Here is a 23449-nt window from a genome sequence, read left to right on the forward strand (position 1 = left end):
TTACAAGTTTAAATTCTATTTTAAAAAACAATTTAGAGACCAGTCTATATGCCTTTCATTTTCTTCAATGACTTTTTCCAAATTTTTATCTCTTATATATGATAAGATTCTTAAATGTTGAGTTGTGCTTTCTTGTACATCGTTAAATGCTTCATGAGAAAGATATTGATATCTTCTAATCGTTGCATTTATTTCTTTAATTATGGAAATAACGTAATCATTATTGCACTTATTAACTATTAGTTCGTCCAATTCCCAGTCAACATCTGCAAATGCTTCCAATGAAATATTAACTCCTTGTTCATGGTCTTTTAATAAATTTATGAATTTTTTTTCTAATAATTCAACATCCAAATCAGTAATTCTGTTAATAGATGTTTTAATTGCTAATGTTTCTAATGCTTTGCGAACTTCAAAAATATCTTTAATATCTTTAAATGAAATCGTTTTTACATAAATTCCAATTCCGTCTTTTATTTCAACTAAATCTTCGCTGGAAAGCATTCTTAGGGCTTCTCTTACAGGAGTTCTGCTCATATTAAGCTCACTGGCAATAAGGTTTTCACTTAAGCAGTCTCCAGGCTTAATTTTGTTTCTGAATATATCTTCTTTTAGTTGTTCGTAAGCTATTTCTCTTAAATTTTTCTTTTTTTGTGCATATTTTATTTGCGCCATATTCTCTACCTTCATATATATTACATGTATACATCTATTATACTGATATAATAATATTATGTCAATACTAATATATTAATTTTATCTATGTGAAATTTAATCAAAGGAACAACATGCTGATCTGAATATGGAAGCAGATTTTACATTGGGAGATTGGAATGGAAACTATTATATTGCAATAATTATATCTTATATTAAATTTATAGTATCATGTTTCAGGAAGATATTCTCTTTATAATTAGAAGAGCTGCTGCATTAGTGATCATTATTGTGTCATTCTAAGGGCTTTAGCCCGAAGAATCTCATTGTTTCAACATATGAGATCCTTCGCTAACGCTCAGGATGACAGAAATGTACTTAATGCAATAGCACATCCATTATTATTTCTCCTCTGTTTTCTGTACATAGACTGACACGGCTTTATCAACTGCTTCCTTGTATTCGCTGTCGACATTCAAGACCAGAGTATTATCCTTAAAAAAGAACGTTGGACGACTGAATATGAATTTGTAATATGTTCCTTCTTTAAACGTCTTCTTGTACGGTCCACAGCAATAGTATTCCTTGAATTTTTCCCATTTAAAGAAGTTGCCGCTGTCTGTGATTCCTTCTTCGTAAATTATTGTTCCTATGGCTCCCCTGTAAAAATACATAAGTAACATATTCAGCGAAAAAAACATCCAATACAGCCCGTTTGTTAAATTAAACATGTAGTCGTATGTTCGGAAGTACCATACATGATCGTTGTCATTAAAAAAACCTTCAATCAAGTTATCCATATAACTCAGGTTGAACATCTGAAAAATGCTGTCCACATAATCATATTTAAGCAGATGGTAAACCTTTAAAACATTCCTTGCGGTTAAAACAATCCAGAAAACTAGAAAAACAAGGTACATCAACCCCACTATGCTGAACTTTTTGTTCAGGGATATGATTTCTGAATCTTTTCGCTTCATCCTTCCAATTTGAGTCACTGCTACTTCTCTTACAGTAAGCAGCAAAAGTGCAATCATAAATAAAACCATATTCTTGTATCTAGCCATACTTCCCCCTTGTATAAACATAACTGTTAACAATTACAGAATGAAATTTCTATTCACTAAATCCCCCTGGTCTAAAAAGACAAATCAAATATAAAAGCCATATGGCTCAATTATTTGTTATCTAAAGTGATACATCATACATTACTTTAGCATGATTTGTCTTTATTAGCTCTGCGGATATTGAATTGCCTGTTTTCAAATCGACGCAATATCTAAATATTTTTCCATTTCTGAATATCTCATCGTTTTCTTTGGAGAAATACTCATCCTCCGATTTTATATGATATTTACAATCAAGCGGCTTGTTAGCTCTGACCTCTCCATTTAAATATTCTTCTGATGTATATGTTATAAGTTGAAATGTAATATCTGTTGTATTTTTAAATCTGTAATCAAGATAATTATATACTATCGAAGTACCTGTGCCAAAAGGAATTTGTCTTCCATAGTCAGGAAACAAATCTATTTAAATATTTTCCACTTCTCTATTTGTGTAAATCTATCTATATTAATAAGACTCTATATGAGCAAAAAAGGTTGCATATTTCCAATTACTTATTTCAATTTCTTTTAAAAATTTAATCTTGATGAATGAGGAAATATTTCAAAAACATTTGCATTAAAATGTAACCTTTTAGCTTAGTTAATTGTCTTATATATGAAATTAAATTTAAATGTAGTAGTTTGATAAGTTGTAGACTCTATATTTCGTATAGGTTATACTTATTAGTATATGGAAATAATAGGTAATTGAGCATCAACCACTAAGTAGTTTTACATGACTTTCATTTTTATTCAATATATCAGAAATGAAAAAAGCAGAGGTAAAAACATAATGGCAAACAATATAGCTGACAATTTTAAACCTAATGAAACAATCAATAAAAATCAGTTTTCTAATTTAGTAGAAACTCACCAACTTAGCATGTACCGTTTAGCAAAGAGCATTCTCTTGAATGAATATGATGCTGAAGATGCCGTAGGTTCAGCTATTTATAAGGCCTATGTAAGCAGAAATACTATTAAAGATTTAAATTGTTTTAAAGCTTGGATATTAAAGATAGTGTCTAATGAGTCATACTCCATCATTAGAAAAAACAAGAAACTAATTTATATGGAGCAAGTGATTGAACCAGCTCAAATTAGTAAGGATTATGAGTCTTCTTATGAAGTATGGGATTCAGTACAAAAATTAGAAGAGAAGTATAGAGCAATTATTGTTTTATTTTATTATGATGACTTTAGCATAAAAAATATAAGCGAAATTCTAGATATACCACAAAGCACAGTTAAAGTAAGACTTTTTAGAGCTAGGCAGAAACTAAAAATCGAATTATTGACTCAGGGAGGGCTTACAAATGAACAATAATTTTGATAAAATGATTAAATCTATGATTGAGCTGGAATCAAATCCTATGCCGGGAGAATTCAAGAATTCAATTAAGTCAGCACTAGAAAAATTGCCTGAAGATAATACCGGTCTTAAAAAGGTACAGAAGAATACTCGAAGGATAAAGGTTTTACTTATAGCCTCTATAATTACCTTATTTCTTATTACGACAGCCTTTGCTGCAGCACCAAGATTATTAGAAATGACTCAAAATTTTATAAAAGAATTTTATAAAATAGATAATCTAAATATTGAGTCTAAGCAATCTGAATATGAAAAGCACAATGCCCCTGTAAATTATACGAGTGAAAGTGAAGGTATTTTAATTACAATAAATAATATAGCTGTAGATGGAAACTTTATATTAATAACGTCTACTGTAACCAGTCCAGTACCTATAAAAGATATAATTATGAATGATTCAGTGTTTAAACGTAATTTTGAAAGATACGGTATAAGCGATTTTATGGGATATCTTCCTGCTTTAAATCCAATTTATAAATTTAAAATAGATGATAAAGATTTAGGAATTACTGATATAACAGATTGTGAAAGTTACTTTAAAAATGATTACTCCTTTGTTGTCATTGAAAAGTATATAATTTCAGATGAATTGCCAAAGATTTTTAATTTAAATATATCTACTGAATATGTTTGTTATACTATAGGTACTTGGTCTTTTGATATGACAATTGATAGAAGCAGCACAATTGAAGATTCGTTTGCTGTAACTCCCAATATACAAACAGAAGTCACATCTATAGTACAAGGAAAAGAATATAAACATAATATTACAATTGATAAATTGTCTATATCTCCGTTTGGCGGGAAAATTGCTATAAGTGAGGGTGGCTCAGAACCTTTTAGAGATTTTGCTTTGATGGATGAAAACGGCAACTATTATCTTGTATTAAATGATATAGTTAAATTTGCTGAAAACGGAGATATCAGTAAGAATGTATTCGAATTTATATATCCATCTACTAACGAAAAAATTAACGAACTATATTTAATACCAATATTAACTTTTGGAGATCCAGCTGAAAACCAAGTAATGATGTCTAATGATACTACTCCAACAGAAATAAAAATAAGTGATATTGGTGGATATACAACAGAAAGTATAGAAATTGATGATAATCAAATAAAAGTAACACTCAAACCTTATGGGGCAATACTTCAATACAGAAGCATTATTAATGGAGCTTTTGGGTTTTTAGATAAAAATGGCAGTAAGGGGATAGGTAAATATATTAATTTAAAAGAAGTTAAATATGATAAGCAAGACGGTAATGCTGTTATAACAGGTTCTTGGAGTACAGACGCTCCAGATAATATCTCTGATCAAATTGGAGGGTTCTGGTATGTAGAAATGCCGAACATGCTGCTTAATGAAGATGAAACAATAATAATACCACTCAATAATTAATTATGTTGAAAACTGCCTTATATTAATTTGCAAAAAGTTTTTCAGGAAAATATTCTCTTTAATATAAGCCTTTAATTCAGCATTTAGATTTTTACTAATATTATTACAATAAAATAACATATAAGGAAGGGGAAAAATGAAATATAAAAATATTCTAATCTTTATGGGAGGGTTTATAAGTTGTGTATTTTTAAGTTTACTGTTAATGCAGTTAAATGTATTTCAAAATATAAAAACAAATACAACTCAAATAAATTCCAATACTACTCAAGCAGATGAAGAAAATAAATATGTTAAAAATGTTGAAAACATTGAAGAAGGTTATAACATTCTAATTAATGGGAAAGAAAATGATATACAAGCTTTTAAAATAGGGAAAGATACTTATGTAAATATTGAAGAATTACAAGAATCTTTAAATAATTTAAAAGTAGTTGACTCTAAATCTAATAAAGTTATTAGTATCTATGAGACTACAGGATTGGGTATAGTTAATTACAGGGGAGAAGAATATATTGAATACGGCAACATAATGGAGAGATACTCCGCTAAATTCGAAAAACTTCCGTATTTTTCTTTGATAGAATATAGGTATGTTTTTAAATATCCGGAATCATCCCCTACGCTTTATTTCACAAGGGTAGCAATGGAAAAACCTGAAACATATTACTATAGAGATTTATTTGTAAGGAAAACAGAATTAATGGATAATTTATCTACAGTTTTTGATATTATACACACTAACGAACTTTACATTAAAGATCACCCCGAAGTTTTGATTAATGAAGAGACCCAGCCTTAAACTAGACTGGTACTTTTTTTAAAAAGGTGCTGTTATACTATTTAATGTTGCACTTGCTGCAATGCCTATGCCTACACTAACTGGTATAATTTATTTTAATGAAACATTTGTAATAGATTGTCAAAAAGGAAGTAGCAATCTCATAAGCTATTTAGATAAGCAAGAAGTCAGAAAACCTCGTTATGGATAAAGGTCATCTAAATTAGGCACTTTGGGACCAGAATTTGCTACACTAACTACTGCAACTGATAATAAAGGTTATTGCGTTTATGATGTATCATCACTTAATAAATTGACAAAAGAAACTTTTATAGTGTATTTACAAGACTATATGGTTCCTTACATATGTAAGAAACTGGAGAGTAAAGTATTTTGTTGATTCTCCACTCAATTAACTCTTTTGGACAACATATAAAAATAAAAGAAATGAATTAAAGATATAGATAAAATTATAATACTGTGCCATGTCATCACCATATCCCATTTAATGCCGAGTCTTTGAAATAGTAATAAGTAACTGAAAGGTAACATTGGTGCTAAAGGCGATAATAGCCAGATAAATAATAATATTAAAATTTCCCCGCCAGCCCTTGATGCCATCAGCGGTTGCTTAAACAAAAGCCATATAAATGTAATAACACAAATTATCGCCCAATACCGCTTCATTACTCGATTTGCCTCCTGGCTTTTAATAAACCAAAGCAATGTGTCAAAAATAAGTAGGCTTATCAAGTACACAATCATAAGAATATATGCTGCTAAATTATAATCCCCATAGCCGTCCAATAGGCCGTTATCATTGAAAAAATAGAACAATACAAAGTGGGAAATAATCCAACTCAGACCTGCTCGCACTGAATATTTCAAAAGCTGTTCTCTATTTATTCTATCCATAGAAACCTTGTATACTTTCCTTTCTATATTATTATTTTGTATAATCCATATTAATAAAATTCAGTTGTGTTACACTTTGCATATTCAGATGTATTCTTTATAGCTATGTTATTGTTTTTTAAATTACATGCAGTTTTTGCGATTTCTATGTATATTTATCTATCATTATTCATTATGAGAATTTATAAAATCCAATATTTTCTCGTTACTATCATTTATTGTAAATGAATCTTCTAAATGAAACTCTTTGTCTAATAGTTTTATTTTACTTTTATCTGTTATTACAAATCCTGTTTCTTTAGGATTCTCTACTAAAAAATGAGTTGTTATACTTACATCAACTTTAATTTGTTTATTAACCGAAACAGTCACTTTATTTATTACAAATTCAGTCATGTTAGATGGATTCATAATCCAGTAGCCTACTTCTTTATAAACAGAACTTATTTGGCTTAATACAGTTTCGTCATTAACAGGAAAATGGATTAATGTACCATCTTTGAACATAATTAATTTATCTCCATCTCGACTTTCAAGCACAGTATTTATACTTGCAATGCTACTTTGTAGTAAGTTGGCTTCATATCCTACTGGTGGAATATTTACTGTAGGATTTACAACATAACCATATTGTATATTACTATTTTTATCATAAATATAACCAATTCCAGTTAATAATACCAATAAAATTAGTATGCTAAATAAAAATATTTTTTTCTTCATAGTTCGTATCCTTTATTATTAGTCTGGTAATTAGGAACATACCTGTGTTTTTATGTGAATTTTATTTATTTACTGTTACAGTACCCTCCAAGTAAAAATCAGCAGACCTTAAAGGAGCTTCTATTGGAACAGAATGTGATTGCTCTGAGCCCTTCTTGGTATATTCAAGATTTTCAGGATGAATGTATCTGATTACATAATTTCCGGCACTCATATTTTCTTTCCAATATGGGGTATCTATTCTACAGTAAGCAAATTGAAGGGCTCTGAGCTCTCCATAATAAAATGGGAATATTTTTTTATAAACCAATTCCTCCTGGTTGTTAATAATTTTATATATATGATACTGCCATTGATCGGATTCTTTTATGCCTACATCTTCTGAACTTCGGTTGTACAATAATAAACTAGTTTCTTTTAAATTTTCTATTTTTTCCTTTTCTTCAAACGTAGTATTTCCCGGTGAGATATCTACATGATTAACTAATGCACGTATAGGAAACATTAAATCGTCTGTTCCTGCCATCGACCCGGCTCCGGCACCTGCATAGTCACCTGTTATCCAATTGTAAGCATTTGGATTCTTCATTATAACTTTATCGTTTGAAATGATGAGCCCGTTTGTATTATCAAAGCTATATTTCCAACCGAATTCATCAACTGCAAATCGCCAGGTTAGAGGAAAATACGTCACGTCTCTAAAAAACAATAAAGGATAGGGCTCCTTTGCATTGTCTATTTCTTTTCCGTTTACCTTTATTTTACTTGTTATTATTTTTGCTGTTTGCTTGTTTGAATTCTTATCAACATTAACTTCATTGACATATTCATAAAAATATCCTTCATTTTTATCCACGCTCAGTCCATCAACCTTATTCCATTTTGTAGATAACCCAAGCAATCTGGCATCATAATATGTCATTGGAAAATATGTTATATTTTTATATACTATGAGCGGATATTTACGATACGTTGATGTGGTATGCTGACCATTCAAACTGACACTGAAAGCAGGCAATGTTACAATCACGCTGTCACTGGCCATGCACACAGAAAATGACGATAAATTAAAAAATACGATAAAACTAAATATGATTGTTATAATTATTTTTTTCACTTTACTCCTCCTGTTTATATCTATTGACATAGTAATTTGCCTTTCTGGTTTCTCTCAGTACTTACACTCTGATTCACTTAATTCAATTACCGCTCCCGCTAGCGGAACACATCCTTTATTATTGCTCCTCTGTTTTCTGCACGTAGACTGATACTGCTTTTTCAACTGCTTCCTTGTATTCGCTGTGGACATTCAAGACCAGTGTGTTATCCTTGGAAAAGAATGTTGGACGATTGAATATGAATTTGTAATATGTTTCTTCATTAAAGGACTTCTTGTACGGTCCGCAGCTATAGTATCCCTTGAATTTTTCCCACTTGAAGAAGTTGCCGCTGTCGGTGATTCCTTCTTCGTAGATGATGGTTCCTACTGATCCTCTGTAACAATACATAAGTGACATGTTCAGCGAGAAAAACATCCAATACAGCCCATTGGTTAAATTAGACATGTAGTCGTATGTTCGAAGGTACCATACATGATCGTTGTTATTGAAGAAACCTTCAATTAAGTTGTCCATATAACTTAAGTTGAACATCTGAAAAATGCTGTCCACATAATCATATTTAAGCAGATGGTAAACCTTTAAAACATTTATTGCGGTTAATACAATCCAGAAAACTAGAAAAACAAGGTACATAAACCCCACTATGCTGAATTTTTTGTTCAGGGATATGATTTCTGAATCTTTTCGTTTCATTCTTCCAAATTGAATCACTGCTACTTCTCTCACAGTGAGCAGCAAAAATGCAAACATCAATAAAAACATATACTTATATTTAGCCATATATCCCCCCGATATATCCCAGGACCACATGGCCCCTATTTTATTACCCTATAATATTCTAACATATTTTGGCAAATATGAAAAGGATGCATATCATCACTTTATGCATCCTTATTTTTGTTATTAATTTGTTTGTTTGCAAAGGGCCTTTGCTATTGCTTCTGCCTTATCCAAATCTTCGTCTCTAGGATTCCAGTTGCATTTTATTTCCGGTTCCACAACCTTAAAGCCTGCGTCTGTCAGCCTTTCTCGCAGCACCTTTGTTGATTCGCCGCTCCAACCGTAGCATCCGAACACTGCCGCATCCTTATTCTTGAACTTCAATTCCTTCAAAAAATCCAGCCATCCGCCAACAGATGATAGAATGCTCTGCCCTACGGTAGGAGAACCCACTGCAATTGCCTTTGACTTGAATACCTCGGTCATGATGTCGTTTTTGTCTGCATGGGAGATATTAAATATTTTAACGCGTGTTTCCGGGGAAATACTTGAAATTTCTTTAGCAATTTTATGCGCCAGCTGCTTTGTGCCATCCCACATGGTATCATATGCAATTGTAATCTGATCTTCCTGATACTCCTTTGACCATTCATAGTACTTATTCACTATCTGCAGAGGATTATCTCTCCAAATGGCACCATGGCTTGGTGCGATGATTTCTATGGGGAGATTCAGACTTACAACCTCTTCTACTTTCTTAGTAACAAACGAAGATAATGCGTTCAGAATATTTGCATAATACTTCATGGCTTCTTCCCATAGCCTGCACTGATCTGCCTTGTCATTGAAAAGTTCTTCTACGGCATAGTGCTGTCCGAAAGCATCATTTGAAAAAAGTATGTTGTCTTCAGTCAGATACGTGGCCATGCTGTCCGGCCAATGAAGCATTCTCATTTCAACAAAGACGAGCTTCTTTCCGTTTCCTATGTCAATGGAATCACCGGTTTTTACCACCTTGTAGTTCCATTCCGGATGATGGTACTGACCTGTCAGGGATTTTACTGCATTTGCCGTGCAATAGATCGGAGTTTCAGGTATCTTTTCCATCAATGCAGGTAGTGAACCGCTGTGGTCGATCTCTCCGTGATTCATGACGATGAAGTCAATTTTTTTCAAGTCGATTTCGGATTCCAGATTATCAATGAACTCCGTTGAATGCGGCTTCCAGACTGTGTCTATGAGAACCGTCTTCTCTTCCTGGATCAGGTATGCATTTTGACTTGAGCCGTTGTTTATGGAATAGTCTGCTCCATGAAACCATTCCAACTCCCAATCCATTTTTCCTACCCAGTAAACATTATTTTTCACAAGTTTTTTCATATTTTCCTCCCATGTATTTGAAATGATTTTTTCGTTCTGTCATTTCTATTGTTTTGTTTTATGTCCTTATTATATGGATTATGGATAGATGAAACCGTGATTTAAATCATTTTTTCAAATTAATTTCTGTATTCGAAAATATTTCTCAGAGATTCCTTGTCAATTATCTTAATCTTCTTATGACCGTCAAGCTCTATGATGCCCTCTTCCTCAAGTGCATAACCCCTTGAAACAGCAATTGCAATTCATAACGATCCTCTCCGGTTTAAATATTACATTACTAAATACAATTATACAAACAAATCACGATTAAAACAACTGGTTAGCTTACTATAAATCTCATTATCTCTAGCATTATATTTCCGACATCCTCCCACATTCCAAAAGGCTGACTTTGCACAAAAGTCAAAACCTGCTGGAAAATCAGCAGGTTTTATGGAGAGATTTATGAAAGATTTCAGATTATCATATCAGTAATGATTTAAGTAAATATTCTTATCTTAATTATATCTTTTACTATTTTGTTCTCGTTGTATAATTTCTTTGCATAAAACCTTATCTGTTTCAATCATACCTAGTCTTGCGATTCGACCCAACATTTTGATAGTTTCATCAGCAGTATCACAAACTATTCCATCTCCTGAAGCAATAACAGTATTGTCCAATGCCATATAAGCTGATTCAATTGCAATACCAACTGCAGAAGATAATTTTAGCGCACACCCCAGTTTAGCTCCGTCACACAGAACACCACCAATGCTTCCAACTATATTTTTTACGGCCCCTTCAACTTGGCTAAAAGAGCCTTCAAAAAGAATAACCGTTCCTGTACCAACACCAATGGATGCCGCAATAGCACATGCACACATTGCCGACAATCGGCCGATGTGGTTCTTAATATAAATCGTCATTAAAAAGCTTAAACTTAACGCTCTTATCAGTATGTCTTCATTGATTCCGTTTTCTAAAGCTACTATATACAATGGAAGTGATGCGGTGATTCCAACATTCCCGCTGCTGGCACAGCTCATTGCAGGTAAATTTTCACCTGCCATCCTGGCATCCGATGCAGCAGCTGTATATGCCTTAGCCTTGAAAAATGCAGATTGTGTTTTTTGAAGTTTAAGAAATGCTTCTCCAAAACCCTTGCCGGATCCTTTTTCAAGACCGGTTTCTGCAAGCTCCTTGTTCATATTAATAGATTCTTTTAGAAAATTTAACTCTTCAATAGGCATCTTAGTTGCGAAATCATAAAAATCTTTCACAGTATAACCAGCTATGATGTCTTTTGTTTCATCAAGAATATTCTTTATTTCGTCTTCTTTGACTTTATATTTAATTTCATTATTCGCTTCAATTAATATTACATTAGTATGAGTTTTTGCAACTATTGCATGCCCTGTACCTAAATCAGTATCCACCCATACATCTATGTATAGGCCAACGCCTTCAATATCCCAGTTTATTTCCAAAGATACGTTATGTTCAGCGAGAGTTTTTGCCTTTTCTTCATCTTCTTTTGTAACATTCTTTAATACCTCAAGTCCTAATGTTGAGTCACCACATACTGCTCCAAGGGCTGCAGCAATAACAACGCCCATTTCAGATGTACCCGGAATTCCAACTGCTATTGAATTTTTATACGTATCTCTGTCAACAAAAACCTTAACTGATTTGACTTCACCGCCTACTGCATCTTTTGCAACACTAGCAGCATAGGATACGGAAGTTGGTCCGGTACATCCCAATGCAGGTTTTACTTCCTTATGCAATATTGATAGTAAGCCTTCATACATTTTAATGCCCCCTTAAATTGCTGCCAATACACTGTATCATGGTCATGTATTGGCAGCAAAATCCTATTTTATATTGCTGGTTATTTTGTCAAACAATTCTGCTCCAAAATCAGCTTTTATTTTTGGCCATACATTTTCTCTGCACTTAACAGCAAATGCCTTCAGTTCTTCATCTGTAAACTTAATTACAGTAATTCCCGCTGCTTCTAATTTCGATTTATATTCATCTTCTTCTGCTTCCGCTTCACTGAATCTCTTTTGCTCCAATGCTTTTGCAGTTTCTTGAATAATTTTTTGCTCCTCCGGAGAAAGTTTGTTCCAAAGCTCTAAATTCATGTACAAATACCACATTTCAAAATGGTCATTTAATGGGAGGTAGTATTTAATTAAGTCTCTGAAGTTTGAATAATATCCTTCAGCACCGGCTCCTATTGCCCCGTCTACTATTCCTGTCTGCATAGATGTAAACGTATCTGCCCATGCCAATGGCGTAGCCATATATCCTAATGTATCTGCCGTTAGTTCAAAAGATTTCATAGATGGTACCCTTATTTTAATATTCTTAGGTACATTTGCATCACCAGGACTTGCAGGCTCATCAATTAAAGCTATTCCACCAAAATACAAAGGATATGCAGCCAGATACTTTATACCGTTTTTCTCAAGCAAAGCAGCCATTGCTTTAACCAGTTCTCCGTCACTACTGTATACCTTCTTTGCTTGTTCCCAGTTTTCAACTATGTATGGGGCATTGGATATTCCAAATCCCTTATCCATATTAGTGGCTAGTGGGGCAATTTGCATTTCAACATCGCCTATAGCAACACGTTCTTGTACAACAGTGTAATCTCCCAACTGACTGGCAGGATATATTTCCACGTTAAGTTTTCCTCCACTGGCTTTTGCCAACTCTTCCTTAAAAAACTTAACATTTAAATCTGCACTTGAATTTTCCGGTCTAATGTGACCAATCTTAAATGTTCTTTCTTTTATATCAGTACTGCCGCTTGTACTTGAATTGGCACTAGGATTTGTATCTCCGGATGAGCATGCTGTTATAGCTGGTAAAATTGTCATAATCGTTACTAATAACAACGCTAATAATCTTTTTTTCATTGTAATCCTCCTATTTTTTTAACTTTATTCAAATCTCAGACAAATTCAAATGTTGATCCGATTCCCTTTTCTGCTGCCTTATTATAAACGACTCCTGCAACTGAAATATCCATAGCTCCTGTTCCTATGGGTATGCAAAGTATTCTTTCATCGCCGGAAATTTTATGTTCCTTTGATCCATATGCTAACTCCCCTATAGTAGCATATATATTTTCCTCAGCAATCTTTCCTTGTGCATTTAATTCGGCTAATGCTCCTCTGTGAAGGCATTGTCCTATGTGATCTACAACTATCTTATCTGCATTGAGAATGAACTCATCATCGCATTCCTGGTAGGAACCCATTGGAAACAATATCGTACCTGGTTTCACCCATTCATTTTTAATAAATTTATCTTTAGACTGAGTCACGGATATAATTGCATCTCCAACTGCCGCTTCTTCTGGATTGTCAACCACAATTATTTTACCTTTGACAACATCTTTCATATCCTCTGCAAATTTAAGTGCCGCTTCTTTGTAAATGTCATATACTTTCAATTCTTCGATGTCAAACAATTGTGAAATAGCAAGTGTTTGAGTATGTCCTTGCATTCCTGCTCCATATAGTCCTATTTTGATTGACTTCTTATCCAGCAAATATTTCAACGCCACTGCAGTTTGTGCACCTGTTCTATAACTTGTAATATATTCTCCATCCATGACTGCCTTAAAATTTCCTATCTTTGGGTCTATCAACAATATCATCGATGTTATGTATGGCAATCCAAGTTCTTTTCTTTTGCCTAAGAATCCGCCTGCCCATTTTATACCTGCAACATCCAACCAGCCAATGAAGGCAGGCATAGCGTTCATAAAACCATTGTATGGCGGAAACGAACTTGTCTCCCCTAAGTCTAGATTTACTTTAGTTGGATTTATGACAGTTCCTTCGCCAAAACCCTGGAAGGTTTTATCACATATCTCAACAACCTCCTTCATAGAAATGAGTTCTTTAATTTGCTCTTGACTTAACAAAATAGTTTCCATCTTCATTCTCCTTTATTTTCTATTATACTTAGCTGATTTTTAAAATCGCTATGCCTTACAGAAAGCAGCACACTAATGTGCTTGCGTAACGTTTTCCAATCACCTAAGCTTTTACACTAAACCAAATAATCCAGGTATCCACAATGCCACAGCAGGGAAAAATGCAGTCAGGAATACAACAGGAACATATCCAAAAAGCAGGAACATTAAAGCAGGTTTTAATATATCCTTAAATTCGCACTTACCTATTCTCATACCAAGGTACAAAATACTTGCATATGGAGGTGTAATTCCTCCCATTGCCAGGTTTACTCCCATTATTGCTCCAAGATGTACCGGATGAACTCCTAAATCCTTCATAAGAGGCAGCAGAAGAGGAGCAATCAGAATCATTCCTGTAGAATCGTTTACTATCATTCCAACTACAAAGAGGAACAGGTTGACCACAATCAGTATGATAGTCTTGTTGGTTGTGAAGCCATAAATTACTTTTATCAAGGCTTGAGGAACTTGAAGCATCACTAACGTCTGGCTCAGCATAAGACAAAACAGTATCATCGTCATGATTGCACCTATTGAAGTAGTGGATTCCAAAGTAATATTGAAAAATTCTTTTCCAGTCATACTCCTGTAAATCAAGAAGCCAACCAATATTGCGTAAATAGCTGATACAGCTGCCGCTTCTGTAGGAGTAAAAACGCCACCGTAGATTCCGCCTAAAATTATAACCGGCATAAATAATGCTGGAACGGCCGCCCAAGTCTTAGTACGTATTTGTTTTATTTTTATATCAATAGGTTCCTTAGACTGCAAAACTAAATCAAATTTTCTAGTCCAAAACATATTGATAACACAGAATAAAAATGTGATTATTAGTCCTGGTCCGAGCGTTGATAAGAAACATGCAAGTATTGATGTTTCCGTAACCCAACCGTACATAATCATTACAGCACTTGGAGGTATCAATAGTCCCAGTACTGATGATACAGTAACAAGGGCAGTTGCATATCCCCTGGGATATCCCTGTTCAACCATTCTGGGTATCATAATTGGTCCTGTTGCGGCTACTCCGGTAAAACCGCTCCCAGAAATGGCTCCCATAAGAGCACAAGTAAGCACGCTAACTATACCTAAACCTCCCTTAATCCTTCCGACAAAGGCATCCGCAAGATCAAGAAGCTTTTTGGCTATACCGCTGCTGCCCATGTACGAACCTGCTAATATAAACAGCGGACTGGCAAGCAACACTGAACTTATTAATTGATTTGTTCCCCACAGGAACATGCTTTTCATTGCAACACCGCCGAAAACACTTAAGAAAAGCAATGCTCCGCCAAAGCAGTATGGCAATGGTATACTAAGCATAAGTAAAAAGATAAGTAATATAATTGTTAGCAAAACTATAACTGCTATATCCATTATCTCAGCCCCTTTCCCTGATGAAAACTCTAACATGATCAACCCATTCAACTGTTGCATAAAATGTCATAAGAAGAAGCCCTATAAATGGTGCACTTTCCAGGAAAAACATAGGAATATACAATAGGTCACTGGTTTTCCAGGCGTTAAAGGAATATTTGAACAGACAGAATGACCAGTACAGCAGCCATACACTTACGATTAAAGAAACTGTGTTCTTAACAATTTTGAATATCATTATGCTTTTTGGCCTTTTAATATATAAAGTCAATATTCCGCATTCTATATGGTTTCGTTGCTGTGAAGCATTGGCTCCGCCTAACATGTATAACCAAATCGTGGGGAAAAAAAGCAATTCTTCAATCCCCATCAATGGAGCCTTGAACACATATCTTAGTAAAACCTGTATTACAACAATTGTCGGTATCATGATACCAAGTATAGTTGTAACAAGTTTCTGAAAGCCTATTAACTTAGATGCCAAGCTTTTCATCACTAAATTCTCCTTTCATATCTTATAATAATTATTCATGTAAAGTAACCACTGGCAAATTATCTCTTACTTAAAAGCATATGATAGTTTTATATTAACTCCTTAAATATTGTTACATCTCTGGCAATGGCCTCAACAGCCTTCTCTTTATTTTTTTCTCTTAATGCATGTAGAATGTCTTCATGTGAAGTTCTTAGACTATCCTTAATAATTCTAATTTGTTCTTGAGAGCTACGTTGAAATTTATTTTTTAAGAAGTAAATGTATCCTCTGCTGCTATCGTTCCTTAAGATTTTTATGATTGTATTTAATGTTTCATCATCTGCAATATCCGCAATGAACTGGTGAATGTTCTTTCCAGCTTCAAATATCGCTAATGCATCTGTTCTATTTAAATCATTTTTTAATTTTTCATGAAGACAATCAAGCATTTCCAGATCCTTGTCAGTGATATTATCTATAGCTTTTTCTATCATAAGCTTTTCAAGCATTACTCTTATTTCTGTAACTTCTTTTACCTTTTTTTCTGAAATTTGAGTTATTTGTATACCTTTGTTTGATATAATTGATATTAAATTTTCTCCGGCTAATATATTTAATGCTTGCCTTGCCGGAGTCCTGCTCATCTGCAATTCTTCAACTATTTCCTTTTCAGATAATAATTGCCCCGGCAAGTATTCGCATCTAAGTATTTTGTTTTTAATTATGTCATATGCTATCTTTGAATTAGTCTTAATTTTATTTTCCTCCTTGTGTGCATTCAAAGTTGTTACTAACGTATTTGTTCAACTCATCTATGTTCATATTTGATATTCCTAATCGCTCTAAGCTTCTTCCTTCTTCTCTGAAATCCTTCTCTAAAACTTGAGAAGCTAAATCAATAATTAAATTCATAGTTGGTACGTTAACACTTACTAACTTAGCTAATTCAACCATCGGAACCAGTCCCATCGGGATATCCTCGAACAACAGCCTTGAATTAAGACTGGGCGGTGCACTTATCGGTTCATATGCCTTTACGGTTCTAACCATATCATAGATACTGTCTCCAGTGGCTGAATAGTATGTTTTCAACGAATCCGCAGCACTTTTTACATGAACATTTAAAGCTTTCCCGATTGACATTCTTTCAGCATCCATCCTTTCAATTAACTTTCCTACTGATGGAGTTATACTGTCGTAATAAAATTTGAAGTTTCCACCAGTGGCTTCTATCCATGAGGTACTGAGTAGGACTGCAATAGGATGTAAAATAGCATTTAAGTTATTTAAAGAAGATGCTATTACATTTTCTTCTTTAACTAACTGAGGATAAACATCATCCAGCAGATTGATTATATAGTCAACATCTGAACTTGGTAGTGAAGCAATAGGCAATATATTCTTAACACCACTTATGTTCGCCACACCTTCCTTTGCTCTGCACGCATAAAAGAGACTGGTAGTTTCCGCTAATTTATAATCAGCAGAACAATTTTTATAGTTTAGAATTTTCTTAAATTCTAACGCACCGCCTGTGGATCCAGGGCATAGTACTATTACTTGACCATCCTTTAGAACGGGGGCCAGTTCATTGGCAATAAAACTGTGAGCATTAGAAGGTACCGTAACCAGTATAATATCCGTGTCCTCAACAGCCTTGCTTATATCAGTTGTTATCACACTTATTACAGCATTCCCGTTTAAAGATACTCCTCTCAATTCAATGTTGCCTTTTTCAATTAAAGGAGCTACAACTTCATCATATTTATCATACAACTTTACATCATATCCTTTTAAGGTTAGATAAGCTGAAATTGATTGGCCACCATTTCCTGCACCCAAAACCGCAAATTTTAATTTTTTCATATTGCCCTCCTAAGATAATTTTCACAAATTATTTCTTGAATAAATCAGCCTCTAATCGTCTTGCCGTAGGTGTATTTGAAATACCTGCTCCCAGAGTATCCTTCAGTGATTTGTCCATTAATTTTCCTACTTCATCTAATGCTCCTATTATCTCATCTAGAGGTATCACACTATCTACTCCGGCTAGAGCCATTTCTGCTGAAACAATTGCATTAGCAGCTGCCATAACATTCCTCTGTATACAAGGAAGTTCAACAGTTCCAGCTACAGGGTCACAGACCAGACCCAGTATATTCCCTAAAGCCAAAGATGATGAGCTTAAGATTTGCTCATATGTTCCACCGAAAAGTTCAGTGATTATCGCTGCGGCCATCGCTGATGCAACTCCACATTCAGCCTGACATCCTCCAACAGATCCGGAAATAGTTGAATTTTCTGCTATTATCATACCTAATCCCGCTCCTGTGAACAGGGATTTGACAACCTTTTCATCTTCTATATTGTTTATTTCAGCTATGGTTATTACTGCTGCCGGTAATGTGCCTGCAGATCCTGCTGTAGGGCATGCTACTACCTTACCCATTGATCCGTTAACTTCCATTACAGCAAGAGCATTTTTAATAACCTTTGACAAAGATACTCCACATATGCTTCTCTTATCTGAAATAAACGTACTCATCTTCCTTGCATTACCACTGAAAATATTACCAAGCATTAAATTTTCATTTTCACTTCCATTGTTGATTGCTTCTTTCATTGAAGTAAGGTTCTTTTCCATTTCAGCTATTACTTCTTTTTCTGTTCTATTGGAATTGGTACACTCAAATTTAATTACAGTGTCACTTATCAGGCAATCATCTTCTTTGGACTTGTCAACCAGTTCTTTGACTGTTTTGAAAAAGCTTAAAGAATCATTGCTTGCTGACATTATCGGAGAAAAGTAATACACATCATTTACACCATTTAGATTTTTTATTTTCTCAATTTTGCGCTCATCAATCTTGTCCTCACAAATTACATTAAGAAAATATCTGTTGTTTGATTTGTTGCACCCTGATAAAAAATTGCCGCTGACTTCTTCGGAGATAATCTTTTTCAATTCGTTTAAATCTTCTGTACTTACATCCACAATCAGATTATATTGCTTACCATTCATATCAGCTTTATTTCCGTTGACCTCTTCGATTAAAATGTTTCCGCCACCTATTGTCGCAGATCTAATCAAATATTCTTTATCTTTACATTTTAGTTTTATTACAATCGTACTTGGATGAGCTCCGTCAATGTTTATAGTACCAAAACCAACATGTATGTTTCTTTCCTTAGCAATGGATACAGAATTTTTAATCCTCTCATCGTCAACAGGCATGCCAAGAACTCCGGCTATAACTGCAACATCTGTTTTATGAAATGAATATGTACTTGCCAATGAGCCATGGAATAACACTTCAATTTCTGTAGGGTTGTAGTTGCATAATTGACCTGCCATAAGTCCTATTCGCACTGCCCCAGCTGTATGAGAGCTGGATGGGCCTATCATTATCGGTCCCATAATGTCAAATGCATCAAACCTCATAATCGACTTCATTTTTCGACCTTCCTTATATAGATATTTCTCAATTCTTATTTCTATGTATACGTTGTGTATACATTAAGTATACCTATTGCTTAAAATAAATTTTGAGAGCATATTTCTTATGGAGACAAATAAAAAAACAAAAGAGATGCTACCTTTTTAGTTGCATCCCTCTATATAAAATTTTTCAATTTATATAAATTAAAATATTTACTGCTTTCTTATTTTGATACTATATTACCGGTAATTTTTAAGGCTCTCTCAACAGCATAGTTGCTGCTTCGCCAGTCGTCTCTGTCTGCATACTGCTCCCTGATGTTCTCAAAATACTGGTCTGTCTTGTACCTGGTCATTATATCAGCGTCCATGTTGTCCTTAAGCCTCCATATCTGAGGAGCTGCGTCAACAGACAAGCTCATGAGATAATCAATGTCAATTGATTTCGTTTCATGGGTAAGGTACATGTCCACGTTTCTTTTTGCTATTACATAATCTATGGGTATTACGTTCAGGCACAGGTAGTAGCACAGACCTATGAGCGTGTATACCGCCACAATGTTGAACCTTGGTTTGTTAACAAACAGCAGCGTCATGAAAAGTCCTGCGGTTTCAAATATGAGAAAACCGTATACAAGAACCCTCAATCGTGTGAAGCCGTACTCCTGATCGTACAGATACATTCTGTAAAAGGATGATACGAGCATTATGAATGTAACTGCACACAGGTACATCATGCATATCTTCGTCACTGTGGACCATTTGTCTTTGTTTACATAGATATTTTCCTTGAACAGGTACACTGTCATCAGTATAAGTCCCACATTCAATATGCTCAGAAATATCAGTTCAAAGAACCCTCTCCTTGCATATTCGGAATAGTTCATGTTGTCAGGCAGTGATGAGCCTGCAAACAGGTACTTGAACTGTATGAAGATAAACAGCGTATAAACAGTCAAAATTGAAAACATCAGAATGTTGATTACAACCGTATCCTTGCTCATGGGCCTTGGCACTTCATTTAACATGATCAATTTGTTTTTTTCAGCAGCTTCATTCTTCACTTCAAACACGATGTACAACAGGCTGAAAAGATACAGTCCTGCCAGCGCTCCGAACGCAGCTCTGAACATATAATCAATATTAAGCGCATCAAAGAACCATCCCAAAGTGCTGTCAACCTTGCTTGAAAACACCATGTCCGCTGAGGAAAGCATCATGAGGAGAAATATCACGCAGGGCAGTGATATGAGTATCCCAAGCCATATTCGCCTGTGAAGCTGCCTTTTATCGTCATCTCTTGTGTAGCTTCCGATCCACTTGAAAGGTACTGAGAAGTTCTTCAGGGGAACGAATACATGCTCCAGTATATTAAAGATGAATTTCAGACTGAGCTCCCTGATGGGGAAGTTATCCGTCATTATCAATATCATGCTGCTGTACAAAAGCAATATGCACAGCATGTTTGGCAGAGCCCACAAAAAGCTTCCGCTTATGTAATAATTAAGCGACAAGATGAATATGGGAACAAACATGTACAGTGCCTTTGCGTTTTTTACCTCTTCACGATTTCTGGTTACATAAAATATCGAAACAAACTGTAAAACTGCATATACAGCAACGCTTATGCCGGGGTAATCCACAAGCATAAGGTAAGTAAAACCTGCGGCAGAAATCAGCCCGTAGGCAGACAGCTTGATCTTCATTGATTTTTCCATGATCTACTCCTTTACATATTCTATTATATCTCCCGGCTGACAGTCCAAAGCCCTGCATATTTCCTCCAGGGTGGAAAACCTGATTGCCTTGGCTTTGTTGTTTTTTAATATGGACAGATTTGCAGGTGTAATATTAACCTTTTCAGCAAGTTCCATAAGGCCGATTTTTCTCTTTGCCATCATTACATCCAACTGAATTACAATTGCCATTATTACCTCCTACACTGTTAAATCATTTTCATCTTTGTAGTGCACCGCTTGCTTGAAGATGTCCTTGAGAGTGAGACAGAACAAGCATCCTATCACAAATATGATTATGATCACAAAAGTCGAAATGGTGAACCAGAACAGGCTCTTTATGCAGTAGATGACTGCTATGACCGCACATGCCACCGCCATCTTCCTGAAGCAGTCCACGTTTTTCATCACAAAAGGATTACCTCCGATCAGCGTTTTGAACATAACCTTAAGCTGCCACAAAATATATACGCAAGAGATGCCGGATATTAAAAGAACCAGAATCATTGGAACAATCATTTCTTCCGGCAGATTGAAATAGTATACCAGCCAGGATTTCGAAAACGGCACAAACAGGCAGCTTGCTATACCTGCAAAGAAAAGAATATCAACACTGAATTTAGCTAAATAATGGACAAGACTGTTTTTATACATCATACCCTCCTTGTTGTTTATAGCTAAATTATATCACCGTTTTCATTATTGTCAATAATTTTTTATCGTTTTTCGATAACTATTTATTGGATTTCAATTTCCAAATGCAAAAATTAAGAAAAAGAGGGACTGCTGCACCAGCATATTCATGTCATCCTGAGCATTTGCGAAGGATCTCATCCGTTTGAATTATGAGATTCTTCGGGCTAAAGCCCTCAGAATGACGCGATAATAATTGCTAATGCAACAGTCCCTACTATAAATTATCAGCCTATTACAAGTTCTTTTAATGCACTATCCTTTTCCGACTCTTCCAGTGAAAATTCACTAGCCAGTTGTTCCCATCTTTCATGTATGTCATGGGAATTTCTTATAAGCTTCCCGTATTCCGAATTGCGGTCGGCTGCGCTCTTTATGACTGCCGCGGCATACTTTATTACGCTGAATATTTCCGTCACATTGATTTCCCACGGGCTCTTCTTGATAACAACCTTTCCTATGTTTACCGCTGTAACGATGGAATGAGCCATGAGAAGCATTTCGTTCAGCTTTTCCTTGTTTTCAGGCTTTATGAATCTTTTCACCGCTTCGATATTTGAATAATCATCTTCCATTTCAAATTCATTTTTATATTTTTTATAGGATTTTACTGCAAAGTAAATCCTGAGTATCACTTCCACTAAAATTGTGGACAGCGACTGAATCATTATGTTTTTCAGGTTGAAACCGTTTTGGTACATTGATGCAGCCAGTTTTCTAATATCCCTGCTGCTGCTTTCAACAAGAAACGAGCTGCCCGGAAATGGCAGGCTGCATGTGGAGAACAGGTCAGCAAACATGTGTTTTGCATATTTTAATATGGCTTCAATCAATCCAAGCTGCTCGTAGGGTGTTCCGTATTGGTTCACCGTTGAAACTACCTTTTGCCCTATTCCGTCCATGTATCTGATTCCTTCAAAGCGCCCGTTTTTAATCATGAGGATGGCTTCTATGAATCTCAATACGTCATGAGACTTAGATAGGCCTCTGTGATAGCCTCCTCCGAACCCAGGTCCCTGGTAGTCCAGAGGGTCTCCGCCTTCATGCTTGTGAAACTGGTCCAGCCACTTTGAAAAATCCGAATCCTGACCGGTAAGCTTATTGTTCCTGTTGCTTAATATTATGTCTGCCAAACTTCCCACGGAAGCTGCCACGAACACGGCAACAAAATCCCCCTTGTCCCACTTTTCCCTTTGGGTAAGGGGTTTGTTCAGCTGGTTAGTTATTTCATCAAGCTCCCTTTGGGAAACCAGATCATGATAATCCATGGAGTCCACGTCAAGTCCTCTTGATTCAAGGGATGATTTTGCCTTTTGATACAGCTGGTCATAGGACAGTTCCTTAACCGGACAGGCTGCTGCGCTGTCAGTCTTCACAGCCGCATGTTTTATTGCTGCTGTTTTTCGATTCATTTTAAGGCGGGCATAAACTTCATCCATTTTAGCATCTATGTTTCCGAGGGATTTTTCGTTCCTCTCATTAACTTTTTTTAGTTCAGACATTTCATGTTCCGAATCCTTGACTTCTGCCTGCAGATATCTGAGTATCACACTGTCTTTGTCCATTC

General features: G+C 35.0%; 21 protein-coding genes. 3 read left to right on the forward strand and 18 right to left on the reverse strand.

Features of this window, described 5'->3' with window-relative positions:
- Positions 1 to 15 precede the first annotated feature (15 nt).
- Together AAGU76_RS11405 and AAGU76_RS11410 are read right to left on the reverse strand one after the other, a co-directional pair.
- The gene (locus AAGU76_RS11405) at positions 16 to 675 is read right to left on the reverse strand and encodes a GntR family transcriptional regulator (RefSeq protein WP_342485610.1); all 660 of its coding nucleotides are present in this window, start codon (positions 673 to 675) and stop codon (positions 16 to 18) included.
- Positions 676 to 1055: 380 nt separating this feature from the next.
- The gene (locus AAGU76_RS11410) at positions 1056 to 1721 is read right to left on the reverse strand and encodes a hypothetical protein (protein ID WP_342485611.1); all 666 of its coding nucleotides are present in this window, start codon (positions 1719 to 1721) and stop codon (positions 1056 to 1058) included.
- A gap of 835 nt (positions 1722 to 2556) precedes the next feature.
- On the opposite strand from AAGU76_RS11410, the gene AAGU76_RS11415 reads away from it, so the two are divergent.
- From AAGU76_RS11415 to AAGU76_RS11425, 3 genes are all read left to right on the forward strand, one after another.
- Positions 2557 to 3090, forward strand: a complete 534-nt coding sequence (locus AAGU76_RS11415; RefSeq protein ID WP_342485612.1) for a sigma-70 family RNA polymerase sigma factor — start codon at positions 2557 to 2559, stop codon at positions 3088 to 3090.
- A complete protein-coding gene (locus tag AAGU76_RS11420) occupies positions 3080 to 4540 on the forward strand; it encodes a DUF4179 domain-containing protein (protein WP_342485613.1) in 1461 nt (486 codons plus the stop codon). Before AAGU76_RS11415 ends, AAGU76_RS11420 begins: the two co-directional genes overlap by 11 nt.
- Positions 4541 to 4676: 136 nt before the next feature.
- Entirely contained in the window at positions 4677 to 5342 is a 666-nt protein-coding gene (locus AAGU76_RS11425) for a hypothetical protein (protein ID WP_342485614.1), read from the forward strand.
- A gap of 1059 nt (positions 5343 to 6401) precedes the next feature.
- Here AAGU76_RS11425 and AAGU76_RS11430 read toward each other — a convergent pair.
- From AAGU76_RS11430 to AAGU76_RS11505, 16 genes are all read right to left on the reverse strand, one after another.
- On the reverse strand, positions 6402 to 6959 hold the full coding sequence (locus AAGU76_RS11430) for a hypothetical protein (RefSeq protein WP_342485615.1): 558 nt from the start codon (positions 6957 to 6959) through the stop codon (positions 6402 to 6404).
- Positions 6960 to 7020: 61 nt separating this feature from the next.
- Positions 7021 to 8076: a hypothetical protein gene (locus AAGU76_RS11435; RefSeq protein ID WP_342485616.1), complete on the reverse strand. Its 1056-nt coding sequence runs from the start codon at positions 8074 to 8076 to the stop codon at positions 7021 to 7023.
- A 118-nt stretch (positions 8077 to 8194) separates the two neighbouring features.
- The gene (locus AAGU76_RS11440) at positions 8195 to 8860 is read right to left on the reverse strand and encodes a hypothetical protein (RefSeq protein WP_342485617.1); all 666 of its coding nucleotides are present in this window, start codon (positions 8858 to 8860) and stop codon (positions 8195 to 8197) included.
- Positions 8861 to 8983: 123 nt separating this feature from the next.
- A complete protein-coding gene (locus AAGU76_RS11445; protein ID WP_342485618.1) occupies positions 8984 to 10180 on the reverse strand; it encodes a flavodoxin domain-containing protein in 1197 nt (398 codons plus the stop codon).
- Positions 10181 to 10680: 500 nt separating this feature from the next.
- On the reverse strand, positions 10681 to 11976 hold the full coding sequence (locus AAGU76_RS11450; RefSeq protein WP_342485619.1) for an L-serine ammonia-lyase, iron-sulfur-dependent, subunit alpha: 1296 nt from the start codon (positions 11974 to 11976) through the stop codon (positions 10681 to 10683).
- Between the two features lie 63 nt (positions 11977 to 12039).
- Complete coding sequence (gene dctP, locus AAGU76_RS11455) at positions 12040 to 13092, reverse strand: TRAP transporter substrate-binding protein DctP (protein ID WP_342485620.1); 1053 nt, start codon at positions 13090 to 13092, stop codon at positions 12040 to 12042.
- Positions 13093 to 13127: 35 nt separating this feature from the next.
- Positions 13128 to 14120: an ornithine cyclodeaminase family protein gene (locus AAGU76_RS11460; protein WP_342485621.1), complete on the reverse strand. Its 993-nt coding sequence runs from the start codon at positions 14118 to 14120 to the stop codon at positions 13128 to 13130.
- Between the two features lie 111 nt (positions 14121 to 14231).
- Positions 14232 to 15539 (reverse strand): TRAP transporter large permease, encoded by a 1308-nt coding sequence (locus AAGU76_RS11465; RefSeq protein WP_342485622.1) that lies wholly within the window; start codon positions 15537 to 15539, stop codon positions 14232 to 14234.
- Between the two features lie 4 nt (positions 15540 to 15543).
- Positions 15544 to 16032: a TRAP transporter small permease gene (locus AAGU76_RS11470; protein WP_342485623.1), complete on the reverse strand. Its 489-nt coding sequence runs from the start codon at positions 16030 to 16032 to the stop codon at positions 15544 to 15546.
- Positions 16033 to 16121: 89 nt separating this feature from the next.
- Positions 16122 to 16796, reverse strand: coding sequence for a GntR family transcriptional regulator (locus AAGU76_RS11475; RefSeq protein WP_342485624.1), 675 nt, complete (start codon positions 16794 to 16796; stop codon positions 16122 to 16124).
- A complete protein-coding gene (locus tag AAGU76_RS11480) occupies positions 16771 to 17880 on the reverse strand; it encodes an NAD/NADP octopine/nopaline dehydrogenase family protein (protein WP_342485625.1) in 1110 nt (369 codons plus the stop codon). Before AAGU76_RS11480 ends, AAGU76_RS11475 begins: the two co-directional genes overlap by 26 nt.
- Positions 17881 to 17908: 28 nt before the next feature.
- Complete coding sequence (gene sdaAA, locus AAGU76_RS11485) at positions 17909 to 19456, reverse strand: L-serine ammonia-lyase, iron-sulfur-dependent, subunit alpha (RefSeq protein WP_342485626.1); 1548 nt, start codon at positions 19454 to 19456, stop codon at positions 17909 to 17911.
- A gap of 221 nt (positions 19457 to 19677) precedes the next feature.
- Positions 19678 to 21171, reverse strand: coding sequence for a DUF4173 domain-containing protein (locus tag AAGU76_RS11490; protein WP_342485627.1), 1494 nt, complete (start codon positions 21169 to 21171; stop codon positions 19678 to 19680).
- 3 nt (positions 21172 to 21174) lie between these two features.
- Positions 21175 to 21381: a helix-turn-helix transcriptional regulator gene (locus AAGU76_RS11495; RefSeq protein WP_342485628.1), complete on the reverse strand. Its 207-nt coding sequence runs from the start codon at positions 21379 to 21381 to the stop codon at positions 21175 to 21177.
- 9 nt (positions 21382 to 21390) lie between these two features.
- A complete protein-coding gene (locus tag AAGU76_RS11500; RefSeq protein ID WP_342485629.1) occupies positions 21391 to 21843 on the reverse strand; it encodes a DUF2975 domain-containing protein in 453 nt (150 codons plus the stop codon).
- A 266-nt stretch (positions 21844 to 22109) separates the two neighbouring features.
- The gene (locus AAGU76_RS11505) at positions 22110 to 23447 is read right to left on the reverse strand and encodes a hypothetical protein (RefSeq protein WP_342485630.1); all 1338 of its coding nucleotides are present in this window, start codon (positions 23445 to 23447) and stop codon (positions 22110 to 22112) included.
- Between the last annotated feature and the right edge of the window lie 2 nt (positions 23448 to 23449).

Source organism: Sedimentibacter sp., from assembly GCF_038562225.1.
In the GTDB taxonomy this organism is placed as follows: domain Bacteria; phylum Bacillota; class Clostridia; order Tissierellales; family Sedimentibacteraceae; genus Sedimentibacter.

Excerpts from the sequence above, each read along its gene's own strand:
- AAGU76_RS11410 (WP_342485611.1), bottom strand. The coding sequence starts at position 1,721 with ATGGCTAGATACAAGAATATGGTTTTATTTATGATTGCACTTTTGCTG.
- dctP (WP_342485620.1), bottom strand. The coding sequence starts at position 13,092 with ATGAAAAAAAGATTATTAGCGTTGTTATTAGTAACGATTATGACAATT.
- AAGU76_RS11415 (WP_342485612.1), top strand. The coding sequence starts at position 2,557 with ATGGCAAACAATATAGCTGACAATTTTAAACCTAATGAAACAATCAAT.
- AAGU76_RS11450 (WP_342485619.1), bottom strand. The coding sequence starts at position 11,976 with ATGTATGAAGGCTTACTATCAATATTGCATAAGGAAGTAAAACCTGCA.
- AAGU76_RS11445 (WP_342485618.1), bottom strand. The coding sequence starts at position 10,180 with ATGAAAAAACTTGTGAAAAATAATGTTTACTGGGTAGGAAAAATGGAT.
- AAGU76_RS11440 (WP_342485617.1), bottom strand. The coding sequence starts at position 8,860 with ATGGCTAAATATAAGTATATGTTTTTATTGATGTTTGCATTTTTGCTG.
- AAGU76_RS11505 (WP_342485630.1), bottom strand. The coding sequence starts at position 23,447 with ATGGACAAAGACAGTGTGATACTCAGATATCTGCAGGCAGAAGTCAAG.
- AAGU76_RS11430 (WP_342485615.1), bottom strand. The coding sequence starts at position 6,959 with ATGAAGAAAAAAATATTTTTATTTAGCATACTAATTTTATTGGTATTA.
- AAGU76_RS11460 (WP_342485621.1), bottom strand. The coding sequence starts at position 14,120 with ATGGAAACTATTTTGTTAAGTCAAGAGCAAATTAAAGAACTCATTTCT.
- AAGU76_RS11420 (WP_342485613.1), top strand. The coding sequence starts at position 3,080 with ATGAACAATAATTTTGATAAAATGATTAAATCTATGATTGAGCTGGAA.
- AAGU76_RS11470 (WP_342485623.1), bottom strand. The coding sequence starts at position 16,032 with ATGAAAAGCTTGGCATCTAAGTTAATAGGCTTTCAGAAACTTGTTACA.
- AAGU76_RS11495 (WP_342485628.1), bottom strand. The coding sequence starts at position 21,381 with ATGGCAATTGTAATTCAGTTGGATGTAATGATGGCAAAGAGAAAAATC.
- AAGU76_RS11405 (WP_342485610.1), bottom strand. The coding sequence starts at position 675 with ATGGCGCAAATAAAATATGCACAAAAAAAGAAAAATTTAAGAGAAATA.
- AAGU76_RS11465 (WP_342485622.1), bottom strand. The coding sequence starts at position 15,539 with ATGGATATAGCAGTTATAGTTTTGCTAACAATTATATTACTTATCTTT.
- AAGU76_RS11425 (WP_342485614.1), top strand. The coding sequence starts at position 4,677 with ATGAAATATAAAAATATTCTAATCTTTATGGGAGGGTTTATAAGTTGT.
- AAGU76_RS11480 (WP_342485625.1), bottom strand. The coding sequence starts at position 17,880 with ATGAAAAAATTAAAATTTGCGGTTTTGGGTGCAGGAAATGGTGGCCAA.
- AAGU76_RS11490 (WP_342485627.1), bottom strand. The coding sequence starts at position 21,171 with ATGGAAAAATCAATGAAGATCAAGCTGTCTGCCTACGGGCTGATTTCT.
- sdaAA (WP_342485626.1), bottom strand. The coding sequence starts at position 19,456 with ATGAGGTTTGATGCATTTGACATTATGGGACCGATAATGATAGGCCCA.
- AAGU76_RS11500 (WP_342485629.1), bottom strand. The coding sequence starts at position 21,843 with ATGTATAAAAACAGTCTTGTCCATTATTTAGCTAAATTCAGTGTTGAT.